Below are 13,125 nucleotides of genomic sequence, written 5' to 3'. Positions count from 1 at the left end.
AGCGACAGTGAACCGGACCCCGGCCATGCCACGCCCCCCCATGTGGAGTGGGGCCCGCGGGAGCAGGGTCGGCCGTGAGCGAAGCCGCTGCAGCCCCCCCTTTTCACGGGGGGGCACATCCCCCACCGGGCCGCAGAATGATGCTATATCCAACCCAATGCTCAATGGAGATCGCTATGCAGACGAAACAGGGGCCACTGGCCGGCCTGAAGGTGGTTGAGATCGCAGGCCTGGGGCCAGGTCCGTTCTGTGGCATGTTGCTCGCCGACCTGGGTGCCGATGTGGTGCTGGTGGAGCGTGGCGAGCAGGCCGGCGACGAAATCGACATGGGCACCGGTGCGATCTACAAGCGCGGCAAGCGCTCGGTCGGCGTCGACCTGAAAAGCGCCGAAGGGGTGCAGACCGTGCTGCAACTGGTGGAAGGCGCCGATGCCCTGATCGAAGGCATGCGTCCCGGGGTCATGGAGCGCCTGGGCCTGGGCCCGGAGGTGTGCCTGGCGCGCAACCCGCGCCTGGTCTACGGGCGCATGACTGGCTGGGGCCAGGATGGCCCGCTGGCCCAGGCGGCCGGCCATGACATGAACTACATCGCCCTGGCGGGCGCGCTGTGGTACGCCGGCCAGCCTGGCGAGGCGCCGATCGCGCCGCCCAGCCTGGTCGGTGACGTCGGCGGCGGGGCGCTGTACCTGGCCATCGGCCTGCTGGCCGGGGTGATGAATGCACGGGCCAGCGGCCTGGGCCAGGTGGTCGACGCGGCGATCGTCGATGGCTGCGCGCACATGCAGAACCTGCTGCTCAGCGCCAAGGCCGGTGGCCACTTGTTCAACGAGCGCGGCCGCAGCGGCCTGGATGGCCCGCACTGGTACAACACCTACCGCTGTGCCGACGGCAAGTATGTGTCGGTGGGGTCGCTGGAGCCGCGCTTCTACGCCTTGCTGCGCGAGAAGATCGGCCTGGGCGACGATCCCGAGACCGCCAACGGCTATAACCCCCGGACCTGGCCGCAACTGCGCGAGAAGTTCGCGACGATCTTCGCCCAGCGCAGCTGCGCACAGTGGTGCGAGCTGCTCGAAGGCACCGATGCCTGTTTTGCCCCGGTGCTGAACCTGGATGAAGCCGCCGAGCATCCGCACCTCAAGGCCCGCCAGGTGTTCGCCCGCGACAACGGCATGCTCCAGGCCAACCCGGCACCGCGCTTTTCGGCAACGCCGGACTTGCGCCCGGGGCGGATCCCGACACGCGGCGAACACACCGACGAGGTGCTGCGCGACTGGATCAAGGCCTGAACCGCAGGCGCCAGATGTTTTGCCGTCAGCCGGTGCGAGAATCTTCGTTGTAGGGTATATGTACAGGCGGCATCGAAGATGTCGCAGGCAAGGTGGAAAAAAAACGCCGGTAAGCTGAACAAGGGAGCGGGAGGCGGGTCGCCCGGGCGGCCGCCTCCTTGCTCTGTACCCTTAAAACAATATGGCTGGTGTGACTCGCCGTGAGTCGGACACCTTCGCACAGGTGAGTGACCCAGCCGCAGATCCGGTCAGAACATGCATTCCGACAAGCTGCTGGTATCGACCAAATTCGCGCCGCCTCGTATTGGCACGCAATCCATTCCCCGCAACAGGCTGCTTGAGGAGCTGCAAGGCATGAGCCATTGCAGTGTCGGCCTGGTGATCGGCAGTGCCGGCTTCGGCAAGACCACATTGTTGGTGCAGTGGCGGGAAATCATGATGAAAGCCGGGGCCGACGTGGTCTGGCTGGCGCTGAGCGCCGACGACAAGAACCTCTCGACCTTCTATGCCTACCTGATGGGCGCTTTGCAGCGCCTGGGCGTGATCGTCGACAGCGAGATTCCCCTGGGCGCGGCGAGCGGCGATTCGATCGACGAGGTGGTCGCGGCGATTGTCGATGGCGCCTCGGGCGTCAACCGCGAGCTGTTCCTGATTATCGATGACTACCATTACGTCGCCGACCCGCGCTCGCACCGCTTGATGCAGAAGCTGCTCGACCACAGCCCGGCGAACCTGCACTTTGTTATCGCCGCGCGGGTGCAGCCGCCGCTGAGCCTCAGCCGCCTGCGCCTGATGGGCATGGTCAAGGAGGTCGATTGCGCCAACCTGCCGTTCGATCTGGCCGAGTCGCGCACCTTCCTCGAGCAGAACCTCGCGGGGCTCAAGCTCACCGCCGAGGAATTTCACCTGATCTACGGGCTGACCAGTGGCTGGCCGGCCAGCCTGCAACTGATCGTCATCCTCCTGCGCAGCAACCCGCGCTCCCGCGAACGCCTGCAGGACCTGGGCTGGCGCTCCGACGACATGCAGGCGTACCTGGCCGAAGACGTCATGGCCCACCTGCCGGGCGAACAGGCCGATTTCATGGAGCGAGTGAGTGTCTGCCGGCGCTTCAACGCGGCGCTGGCCGGCGCCGTCACCGGCAGTGACAAGGCTGGCGAGTTGCTGCAGCGGCTGGAGGAAGAAAACCTGCTGATCTTTCGCGTCGAGGCCGAGGACCGCCAGCCGTGGTATCGCTTTCATCCCTTGTTCGGCGAATTCCTGACCACCCGCCTGATGCGTCGCGAAGCCGCGATGGTCGCCGAGCTGCACCGGCGCGCGGCACATTGGTTTGCCGAGCGCCAACTGCTGGCCGAGGCGGTGCGTCATGCGACCCTGGGCGGTGACCTTGAGTTCGCCGCCCAGCTGATCGGTCGATCCGCCCCCACCACCTGGGCCTTGAACCACCTCAGCCCATTGTTGCGTCTGCTCGACCGGCTGCCCCAGGAGACGCTGTTCTCGCACCCGCGGCTGTTTTTCCTCGGCTGCCTTGCCTACGCGCTGACGGCGCGCCCGGCCAAGGCTGAAGCCTGGCTGGAGCAGTTCCAGCAAAGCGGTGCGGCGCAGCACGTTGACGTCGCATTCCGCCTGCCGATCGTGCAGGCCGCGATCGAGATACAGCATGACCGCACCGAGCCGATCATCGGCTTGCTGCAGGGGCGCAAGCCTTTGTCCGACGACTATTCGGTGATGCGCTACGGCCCATCGGCGTTGCTCGCCATTGCCTATGCGGCCGCCGGCCGGCACGCCGACGCTGTGCGTTGCCTGGATGACAGCCCGATCCCCGAGCAGGATCGCGACGACGAAATGGCCCTGGTGGTGGAGGGCTCGCGGACCCTTTGCTTGCTGCTCGAGGGCCGGGTACGCGACGCCGAACGCAGTGGTTCGGTGCAGCACGCGCGGGCAGTGGCGGTGCATGGCCACCGTTCGGTGAGCGCCTATTCCAGTGCGTCGAGCCTGGCCGATGCCTTTTACGAGCTCGACCGCATCGATGAGGCGCGGGAGGTGCTGGCCAATCGTATCGGCCTGATGCAGTGGGCGATGCCGGAAACCATGATCCGCGCCACCATCAGCCGGGCGCGGCTCGACCTGCTGCAGGAGTCGCCTGGCGCGGCAACGGCCTTCCTGCAGCGTCAGGAGCGCCATTTCCGCACCATGGAGCAGGATCGCGGGGTGGTTCACTGCCTGGCCGAGGAACTGCGCATAGCCCTGCTCGAAAGCGACCGCGCAACCGCCACCGACCGCCTGGCGAAACTCGAAGTGCTGGGCACCAAGCACCAGGCCTCGCTGGGCTTCCAGGCGGAGATCCCGGCAGTGGTGGGTATCGCCCGGGCACGCCTGCTGCTGGCCAGCAACTATCCCGACAAAGCCTTGCAGGCGCTGGCCGAGGTGCGGGCCTATACCCAGCAGTATTCGCGCGGCCAGATGGACGTCGCCGCACTGCTGTTGATGGCTATTGCCCATGCCGACTTGCGTCAGCACGAGCAGGAGAAGGCCTTGTTGCTGCAAGCCGTGCACCAGGGCTGCGCGCTGGGCCTGGTGCGAACCTTCCTCGACCTGGGGCCGGCGCTGGGCAAGCAGCTGGGCCGGTTGAACGACAAGCTGGGGGAGGAGGGCGAGGTTGCCGGCTACCTGGCCGAACTGTTGGCGCGCTTCAATCACAACCAGTCGAGCAACCTGGAGGGCGAGGCTGGCGGGGGCTCGGCGCAATCGCTGTTGACGCCCAGGGAGCTGGCGGTGCTGCAACTGATCAGCCAGGCAATGTCCAACAAACGGGTGGCCCTGACCCTGAACATTTCACTGGAAACGGTGAAATGGAACCTGAAGAACATCTACGTCAAATTGGGCGTCTCCAGCCGCTACGACGCCGTCTCCTGGGCCCGCAATCAGGGCCTGATCGAATAACCCTGGCCATCGCGGGGCAAGCCCGCTCCTACCTGTGGAGCGGGCTTGCCCCGCGATGATTCAGTGTTGCCTGAATTGCGACCGCTTCGCGGCCGATCGCTGGCAAGTCCAGCTCCCACAGATTCAGCGCAGCGAATTGTGCTTTTGACTGCGTCGCCGCTGCCGTCACGCTTTCCCAACGAACAATCCCAGTCATTGCGTGAAAACAGCCGCTTTTTCGTCGTGCCTGCCGGTGGTGTGCTCATCCCTCTTGCACCGTCTGCGCGATCAGTTCCGACTCACGCATGAGAATCGCCGCTTCTAACTCGGGGGAACGCTTGGCCCACTGCTCGGGCGGCAGTGGTTTGGACCATTCGATGATGTCGGGGTAGGTCAGGTCGGGTGGCGGGTATAGTTTCTTCCGTTGTAGATAGGTGGCGAGAGGTGCATTGAAAATAAATACGCCAATCACACCCTCCCACAGCAGTGTTAAAAACCAGCCGCGCTCTTTTGCTTTATCGTTCATGTAATCGACGTAGTAACGCAGACTCCCACCTGAATTGAGTGCGGCGGCTTCTGGAGCAGCCTCAGGCCCATTTCCATATAACTGCGCATGCACTCCCACAAGGCCATGGCCGTCCTACCGCCGCCACAGTTAAAGCCCATCGAAAAATGTTTGCTTTCCTCCTTGGCTTGCGGATCAGGGTTCTCAAAACCGATGATCAACAGTCCCATCGTGGTTCTACCCTCCTGGCTCACCGACGAGTGCTGCGTCGCCGCTGCCGTCACGCTTTCCCAGGGGACGATCCAATACGTGCCATCCGCTTGCGGGACGCATACCTCGCGGCGCTGTCGATTGAAGCGCACTGGCAAGGGCACCTCTCGGAACAGGCCTTGGATTATGAATAGAGTAGGGACCCCCACGATGATTAATCCCCCCCACCATACTATTGGGTCAGGAGTGTAATAACTCATAAGCGCAAACAGAATTGCCATCGGCCATAAGCCCATCACTGCCGAGCCGATACTGTAGTTGCCGATATCAAGAAACACCTCGTTCTTGCGCCAGATGGTGTTGAGCACATCACAAGGTTTTGCCCCGGTGGGAATGGGTAAAGGCGCCAGGTAGTCATTGCGTGAAAACAGCCGCTTTTTCGTCGTGCCTGCCGGTGGTGTGCTCATCCCTCTTGCACCGTCTGCGCGATCAGTTCCGACTCACGCATGAGAATCGCTGCCTCTAACTCGGGGGAACGCTTGGCCCACTGCTCGGGCGGCAGTGGTTTGGACCATTCGATAATGTCGGGGTAGGTCAGGTCGGGTGGCGGGTATAGTTTCTTCCGTTGTAGATAGGTGGCGAGAGGCGCATTGAAAATAAATACGCCAATCAAAACTTCCCACAGCAGTGTTAAAAACCAGCCGCGCTCTTTTGCTTTATCGTTCATGTAATCGACGTAGTAACGCAGACTCCCACCTGAATTAAGTGCGGCAGCTTCTGGAGCAGCCTCAGGCCCAATTTCCATATAACTGCGCATGCACTCCCACAACGCCATGGCCGTCCTACCGCCGCCACAGTTAAAGCCCATCGAAAAATGTTTGCTTTCCTCCTTGGCTTGCGGATCAGGGTTCTCAAAACCGATGATCAACAGCCCCATCGTGGTTCTACCCGCCTGGCTCACCGACGAGTGCTGCGTCGCCGCTGCCGTCACGCTTTCCCAGGGGACGATCCAATACGTGCCATCCGCTTGCGGGACGCATACCTCGCGGCGCTGTCGATTGAAGCGCACTGGCAAGGGCACCTCTCGAAACAGGCCTTGGATTAAAAGCAAGATAGGAAGAAACATAATAACTGCGCCAAAGATTAAAATATCTTGGCTGAAGTCAGAGTTTAAGTTTCGGGTAAAGTAAGACATGGCTAATACCACCATTATTCCGACCCAAATCACCATCACCGCCGAGCCGATACTGTAGTTGCCGATATCAAGAAACACCTCGTTCTTGCGCCAGATGGTGTTGAGCACGTCACAAGGTTTTGCCCCGGTGGGAATGGGCAAAGGCGCCAGGTAGTCATTGCGTGAAAACAGCCGCTTTTTCGTCGTGCCTGCCGGTGGTGTGCTCATCCCTCTTGTACCGTCTGCGCGATCAGTTCCGACTCACGCATGAGAGTCGCCGCTTCTAACTCGGGCGACCGTTTGGCCCACTGCTCGGGCGGCAATGGTTTGGACCATTCGATAATGTCGGGGTAGGTCAGGTCGGGGGCGGATTCAACTTCCAACGTTCAAGCACATCTATTAGCAGTGTGTTGAAAATGAAAATTCCGCAGAAGCCTTCCCACAAAGCAGTTACCACCCAACCTCTCAATTTCGCGCCCTTGATGAGGTCGTCCAGGTAGGTAGCCCAGATCCCTTTCGATCTGTCAAAACGAGCAGTCGCGTCCTCAACAGCCTCAGGCCCAATTTCCATATAACTGCGCATGCACTCCCACAACGCCATGGCCGTCCTACCGCCGCCACAGTTAAAGCCCATCCAATAATGCTTGGTTTCCTCCTTGGCTTGCGGATCAGGGTTCTCAAAACCGATGATCAACAGTCCCATCGTGGTTCTACCCGCCTGGCTCACCGACGAGTGCTGCGTCGCCAGTGCCGTCACGCTTTCCCAGGGGACGATCCAATACGTGCCATCCGCTTGCGGGACGCATACCTCGCGGCGCTGTCGATTGAAGCGCACTGGCAAGGGCACCTCTCGGAACAGGCCCTGAATTAAGGAGAAGATAGGGATGCCCATAATACAAGCCCCCAAAATCAGCGCATCAGGATCATTGAAGATGTAGGCCAACCCCAAGAACAACATCACCCCTAGCCAAATCACCATCACCGCCGAGCCGATACTGTAGTTGCCGATATCAAGAAACACCTCGTTCTTGCGCCAGATGGTGTTGAGCACGTCACAAGGTTTCGCCCCGGTGGGGATGGGCAAGGGCGCCAGGTAGTCATTGCGTGAAAACAGCCGCTTTTTCGTCGTGCCTGCCGGTGGTGTGCTCATCCCTCTTGCACCGTCTGCGCGATCAGTTCCGACTCACGCATGAGGATCGCTGCCTCTAACTCAGGGGAACGCTTGGCCCACTGCTCGGGCGGCAGTGGTTTGGACCATTCGATAATGTCGGGGTAGGTCAGGTCGGGGGGCGGGTATAGTTTCTTCCGTTGTAGATAGGTGGCGAGAGGCGCATTGAAAATAAATACGCCAATCACAACTTCCCACAGCAGTGTTAAAAACCAGCCGCGCTCTTTTGCTTTATCGTTCATGTAATCGACGTAGTAACGCAGACTCCCACCTGAATTAAGTGCGGCAGCTTCTGGAGCAGCCTCAGGCCCAATTTCCATATAACTGCGCATGCACTCCCACAACGCCATGGCCGTCCTACCGCCGCCACAGTTAAAGCCCATCCAATAATGCTTGGTTTCCTCCTTGGCTTGCGGATCAGGGTTCTCAAAACCGATGATCAACAGTCCCATCGTGGTTCTACCCGCCTGGCTCACCGACGAGTGCTGCGTCGCCAGTGCCGTCACGCTTTCCCAGGGGACGATCCAATACGTGCCATCCGCTTGCGGGACGCATACCTCGCGGCGCTGTCGATTGAAGCGCACTGGCAAGGGCACCTCTCGGAACAGGCCCTGAATTAAGGAGAAGATAGGGATGCCCATAATACAAGCCCCCAAAATCAGCGCATCAGGATCATTGAAGATGTAGGCCAACCCCAAGAACAACATCACCCCTAGCCAAATCACCATCACCGCCGAGCCGATACTGTAGTTGCCGATATCAAGAAACACCTCGTTCTTGCGCCAGATGGTGTTGAGCACGTCACAAGGTTTCGCCCCGGTGGGAATGGGCAAGGGCGCGAGGTAGTCATTGCGTGAAAACAGCCGCTTTTTCGTCGTGCCTGCCGGTGGTGTGCTCATGCTTGGCCCTTGGGTTGCAGGTAAATAGCGCCGGGATTTTTTTCTCCAAGTGGGTAACTCCGCACACGATCCAGTTCCGGCGTAGGGTCGTTCCGCAAGGCAATCACGCCCGCATCGTGAGTCAAGGTGAAGGCAATACCTCGCTCACCGCCGATAAAGTCGCGGGCGCCCAACATTGCGATCAGCGGGTTGCGATACCGCAAACGCAGGGAGACTGTGCGCGGTTGCGAGCCAAGGATGCCCGAGGCTGTTTTGAAGGGACCACTCAGACGTAAGCCTTGGCCCTCTTTGGCCGGTATCCAGCAACAGGTGCTGCTGGACAGCCAGTGCGGGGCCATGTCTCGCCAAGGGTGAGGCTGCTGGAAGTTATCGTTCGGGCTATTCTTGATCAAATCGCGAAAGCCCTGAGTATCCAATGGGTCACCGATCAGGCTCAGTTCCAGGTAGGCAGTGCCAGGCTCCGCCCCTGGCAAGTCGATGCTCAGGGAGTTGATGGAACTTTCCGAGGCGAGCCCGGAAGGACCACTGCCACTGCCCGTCACCGATCTGCTCTCCATGCTGACGCGCGGCATGTAGAGCAGACCGTACAGTTGGTTGAGCTCATCCTGCTGCGCCTGGGCCGTCATGGGCTCCAGATTGCTCGCCCGCGCTTTTGACCAGCAGCAGGAGTTAAGGAAGTTTTGCAGTGGCGTTTGCTGGAAAAACCAGGTGATCAGGTACAACACGCCCAGCACGGCAATGACCCAGTTCAGCGGGCCCATCCACAGCAAGTAGCGCATGTTCGCCGCTTCGACTGTCGCTACGCCCGCCAAGGCTCTCGCTGTTTCTCTGAAGCCCAATATCGCTTGGGCGCCGTAAGCGGTTACTTGACCCGCAACCACGGTCTGACGCATCTCGAGCCATGGGTCGATATGTGTTTGCACGTTTTCCAGTTGTATTTGAAGAGAATTCAATTCTTTGAAAGCGGCATAGGCCGAGAGTCCACCAATCACCGCACCAAACAGGGTGAGGGTTGGGGCTGCTGATCCAAGAAAATGAAATCTATCTTTCGCCAGACCCACCCGCACCTGGCTATCAATCACTGCCACCAACGCAGCGGCTGCATACAACGAAGCGGAAGCCGTATCGTTCACACGCTGACGGTCCATGCCCTCCAATGCCCCAGCCTGACTCAGGTAGTTATTCGCGTTGAGCGTGTTCAGCAGCAAGGCTGCCAGGGGGACGACTCCACCGCTATTGACCACAAAGGGGGAGTTCTTGATGCCTGCCACGCGTCCGGCACCGATGGCCTCCCCGGTATTGCGGGCCCATTGAGCCAGCCCTTCGGCTTTTTGCCCCAACAGCGTCCAAACCTGGCGCCCACCTTCGGTGACGGCCTGCAAACGCGTGTCGCTGCCCAGTCGAGCGGCAATGAAAACGCCGAGCCAGGCACCGCTGAAGGTTCTATCGGCTTGGAGCAGTAGCAACGAAGCCGCCAGACGGTTGACCAACACGCTCCATGCACTCTGGGCGTCTCGGGCCATGGACGCGATGTCATTCAGAATCGGTGCCGTCAGAGGCGCCAGCACATGATGGGTGGCGGAAATGTTGTCGGCGGCCAGCGCTGCCATCAGTTCATTCAAGCGCGTGGTGGTGCTGACTGCGGTACCCAGCGAAGGCGTCCAGGCATGGAACAGGTGGGTCAGTGCTCCGCCATCGGCGCTTCGCACGTGGTCGGCGTATTGTTCGGCGCCCTGGGCCCGAATGCATTGGGCGGTCAGGCAACCGGTGGCCAGTTCGGTCAACCAGCGCCGGGTGTCCAGGTCGTGGTAATCGACAAACCAGGTGCCGTTGTTGGAGCGCTTGAGGTACAAGCGCCGGTCGGCGAACAAGGCTCGATGGCGTTGTTCGACCTGCTCGAAATGCGCGGGGGCGGTGGTATCGAGCCAGGTGTTCATCGCCTCCAGGTTGATGTATTGACTGACCTTGGCACTGAACAACTTGTCGTCGAGATTGGCTTGCTTTTCGGCGCGGTACTCGCGTACCACGAACTCCGCTTCACTGTACAAATCGTCCGGAATAAAGGCCCGCACCGGTGCGACGATGGCGGCGATCCGCGCATCGCGGGCGCGCGCTTGCGCCGCGCCAGGTTGGCCGCCGTAACGACGGGCCTGAGTTTCCGCCTTGAGTTGTTCGTCCAGCCGATGCTGGGCATCGAGCATCACCTTGCCCTGCTCAGGCGTGAGGCTGATGTCGCGATCCTTGTAACGGTAGTTCAAGGTACCCGCCAGTTCGGCCCCGTCTTCGCTGATCAGGCTGCGCACAAAGCCGCCGATACTCAGGCGCAGGTTGTTCTCGCCGACCCATTGTTCGTGGCGCGTTTCCAGCCATTCTTGCTCATGGTTGATATCGCGCAGCACCCCCAGGTCATCATCCAGGCAAGCAAAGACCGGGTACAACCCCTTCGCCTGGGCTTTGGCGGTTTCCAGCCAATCCTGAGTGCTCTGGCCTTCCCAGCGCACGGCGCTCCATTCGCCCGGAGGTTCGTCGCTGGCGGTGGGGTGCTGGGCGATGACCTTCTCGCGCTCACGCATGCGGTGCATCGCATCGGTATAGGCGTTGATATTGGTTGTTGTGGGGTCGTTCATCACCGCTGCGCCCAGCGCGGTCGTCTCGTCATTGCCGCGTTGTTTATCGGCCTTCATCGACCGGGCGTAGATCGCCGGGACAAGTTCGGCCATGACCTGATCGGCGTTGGCCAGCGGCGGGCAATGAGGCGCCTGCAACTCGTTGGCCACCGTGCGCAAGGCCACGTGGCGCATGCGCGCGCTGCGCTGGGCACTGCTGTCGTTCAACGACTTACAGTGCTGCGGGTTAAGGGGATACTCGCTGTAGAGCATCCAGGCGTCGTGGTTTTTTTTCAGGGCCAGCCCCGCCAGGGTACCCTCCAGCACAACGGTGGAATCGGCCTCCAGCGCTTGCTCGCTGAGCAAACCATTCGGGGCGATGGCATAACGCTTGAGAGGGCCTTGGTCCTGCCACAGGTAAAGAAACCCTTCCCGCAGGCGGCGCGCCGCCACGGGATGGCTCTGGATGGCCACACCGGGAGCGCAGCAGGGATGGGCGGCTTTCTCTTCTGCCAGTGCATAGCGCACCGGGACTACGAACACTTCAGGCTGACTGGCCGGGCATGGCGTCATGTGACTGTTGATGTCTTCGTGTGGCATCGCCTTGGCGGCTCGGTCAGCCCGAGCCAGTCGATCGACCATTTCCAGTTTCTCTGCACTCATGCAATGAACTCTCTTTCAGTGAGCTGCTGACGCTGGAGCTCGGTAGTTAGTTATCCAGGCACTGCGCCGGAATAACCCCGTTTGTTGTCAAAGATCTCTTCAAGGTTCATGCCGTTTTTTACAAAGTCCTTGTATAACAATGAGATAAGTCGAATAAGCGCATAAAATGACTGAATTTGAGCTCGCAACCCTCGAAAAAGTGCGCAAGAAGTTGCGCAGTACTGCGCAACTTCTTGCGCACTCGCCGGCATCGCACGGTTTATATGCGCTGTAGCAATCAATCCACAGGGTTATTCACAATTCACTGCGCAACTTCTTGCGCAGTTGAGCTGATGTGAACGATTTACAGGGGCGCTTTAAAAGGAAGCCATACACTTTGCCAATGTAAAGGTGCCGCAAACCCGCTCCTACCTACCCCTTGCCAACCACTCATCCCCCCCCACCCGAGGGGGACGCGGCCATTTCGTTGCCCCTATCGTGGACTTATTCAAGACCGGCACAAGCGGTCAGAAGAACCCGCATAGAGGAGAGGGCAATGATTCCACGCACCCTGTTTGATCAAGAGCACGAGGCGTTTCGAAATACCGTTCGGCGATTTTTGCTGGAAGAGTGCATGCCGCACCGCGAGCAATGGGAACACGACCATCTGGTACCTCGTGCGATCTGGCAGCGTGCCGGTGAACTGGGCCTGCTCAATGCCACCACCCCGGAGGCCTACGGCGGCCTGGGCCTGGACCGGCTGTTCTCGATGATCACCAACGAAGAAATCTACCGCGCCGGCCTTTCCTCGGGCCTGATCGGCTTTGGCGTGCATGACATCGTCGCCGGTTACCTGAACAACTTCGGCAGTGAAGAGCAGAAGGCCCAGTGGCTGCCGAAGATGGCCGCCGGGCTGGCCATCGGTGCGGTGGCAATGACCGAGCCGGATACCGGCTCCGACCTGCAGGCGGTCAAGACGCGCGCCGTGCTCGACGGTGACGAGTACGTGATCAACGGCTCCAAGACCTTCATCTCCAACGGCAGCCACTGCGATTTCGCTGTGGTGGTGTGCAAGACCGGCAACAGCGGCAAGGGCTCGCAGGATATCTCGCTGATCCTGGTCGAGGCCGGTCGTGCCGGTTTCAGCAAGTCCAAGCCATTGCGCAAGGTCGGCCTGCACGCCCAGGACACCACCATGCTGTTTTTCGAGAACGTGCGCGTACCCAAGTCCAACGTGCTCGGCGGCGAAACAGGCCAGGGCTTCAAGCAGCTGATGAAAGAGCTGCCCTGGGAGCGCCTGAGCATCGCCATCAGCAGCATCGCCGGCTCCGAAGCCGTGCTGGCCAGCACCCTGGACTACACCCGTGGGCGCAACGTGTTCGGCAAGCCGATCTTCGAGTTCCAGAACACCCGCTTCAAGCTCGCCGAATACAAGGTCGAAGTCGCCGTAGGGCGCAACTACGTCGACCTGTGCATGGGCCTGTGCCTTGAAGACAAGCTGACCCCCGAGGCCGCCGCGGCCGCCAAGATGTGGTGCTCGAACCTCTATTCCAAAGTGGTCGACGAATGCCTGCAGCTGCATGGTGGCAACGGCTACATGCTCGAGTACCCGGTGGCCAGCCACTACCTCGATAGTCGCGTCCTGCGTATTGCCGGTGGCGCCAACGAAATCATGAAAGAGCTGGTCGGGCGCACGCTCTGACCCCGGCCGCA

At 60.6% G+C, this 13,125-nt stretch carries 6 protein-coding genes and 2 pseudogenes; 3 read left to right on the top strand and 5 right to left on the bottom strand.

Annotated features, from left to right (window positions below; all coding sequences use genetic code 11):
- Positions 1-176 precede the first annotated feature (176 nt).
- A complete protein-coding gene (locus tag NPS58_RS14095; RefSeq protein WP_274115963.1) occupies positions 177-1,286 on the top strand; it encodes a CaiB/BaiF CoA transferase family protein in 1,110 nt (369 codons plus the stop codon).
- Between the two features lie 255 nt (positions 1,287-1,541).
- Complete coding sequence (locus NPS58_RS14090) at positions 1,542-4,229, top strand: LuxR C-terminal-related transcriptional regulator (RefSeq protein ID WP_425313070.1); 2,688 nt, start codon at positions 1,542-1,544, stop codon at positions 4,227-4,229.
- A gap of 241 nt (positions 4,230-4,470) precedes the next feature.
- Here the strand turns inward: NPS58_RS14090 and NPS58_RS14085 are convergent.
- The 5 genes and pseudogenes from NPS58_RS14085 to NPS58_RS14065 all read right to left on the bottom strand — a co-directional run bounded on the left by NPS58_RS14085 (position 4,471) and on the right by NPS58_RS14065 (position 11,433).
- Positions 4,471-5,390 (bottom strand): annotated as a pseudogene (locus NPS58_RS14085) (DUF6708 domain-containing protein).
- Complete coding sequence (locus tag NPS58_RS14080; RefSeq protein WP_274115961.1) at positions 5,387-6,325, bottom strand: DUF6708 domain-containing protein; 939 nt, start codon at positions 6,323-6,325, stop codon at positions 5,387-5,389. Before NPS58_RS14080 ends, NPS58_RS14085 begins: the two are co-directional and overlap by 4 nt.
- Positions 6,322-7,247 (bottom strand): annotated as a pseudogene (locus tag NPS58_RS14075) (hypothetical protein). The gene NPS58_RS14080 and the pseudogene NPS58_RS14075 overlap by 4 nt, the downstream one beginning before the upstream one ends.
- Positions 7,244-8,164, bottom strand: coding sequence for a hypothetical protein (locus NPS58_RS14070; RefSeq protein WP_274115960.1), 921 nt, complete (start codon positions 8,162-8,164; stop codon positions 7,244-7,246). The pseudogene NPS58_RS14075 and the gene NPS58_RS14070 overlap by 4 nt, the downstream one beginning before the upstream one ends.
- Complete coding sequence (locus NPS58_RS14065) at positions 8,161-11,433, bottom strand: toxin VasX (protein WP_274115959.1); 3,273 nt, start codon at positions 11,431-11,433, stop codon at positions 8,161-8,163. The genes NPS58_RS14070 and NPS58_RS14065 overlap by 4 nt, the downstream gene beginning before the upstream one ends.
- A 535-nt stretch (positions 11,434-11,968) precedes the next feature.
- Here NPS58_RS14065 and NPS58_RS14060 point away from each other — a divergent pair.
- The gene (locus tag NPS58_RS14060; RefSeq protein ID WP_274115958.1) at positions 11,969-13,114 is read left to right on the top strand and encodes an acyl-CoA dehydrogenase family protein; all 1,146 of its coding nucleotides are present in this window, start codon (positions 11,969-11,971) and stop codon (positions 13,112-13,114) included.
- Positions 13,115-13,125 lie beyond the last annotated feature (11 nt).

The sequence above is a fragment of the Pseudomonas putida genome (assembly GCF_028682455.1).
Classification (GTDB): domain Bacteria; phylum Pseudomonadota; class Gammaproteobacteria; order Pseudomonadales; family Pseudomonadaceae; genus Aquipseudomonas; species Aquipseudomonas putida_AA.
Note: the sequence above shows the minus strand (reverse complement) of the source record. Positions and strands in the feature narration are given on the sequence as shown.

Coding starts and splice junctions, on each gene's coding strand:
- NPS58_RS14090 (WP_425313070.1), top strand. CDS start 1,542: ATGCATTCCGACAAGCTGCTGGTATCGACCAAATTCGCGCCGCCTCGT.
- NPS58_RS14080 (WP_274115961.1), bottom strand. CDS start 6,325: ATGAGCACACCACCGGCAGGCACGACGAAAAAGCGGCTGTTTTCACGC.
- NPS58_RS14095 (WP_274115963.1), top strand. CDS start 177: ATGCAGACGAAACAGGGGCCACTGGCCGGCCTGAAGGTGGTTGAGATC.
- NPS58_RS14060 (WP_274115958.1), top strand. CDS start 11,969: ATGATTCCACGCACCCTGTTTGATCAAGAGCACGAGGCGTTTCGAAAT.
- NPS58_RS14065 (WP_274115959.1), bottom strand. CDS start 11,433: ATGAGTGCAGAGAAACTGGAAATGGTCGATCGACTGGCTCGGGCTGAC.
- NPS58_RS14070 (WP_274115960.1), bottom strand. CDS start 8,164: ATGAGCACACCACCGGCAGGCACGACGAAAAAGCGGCTGTTTTCACGC.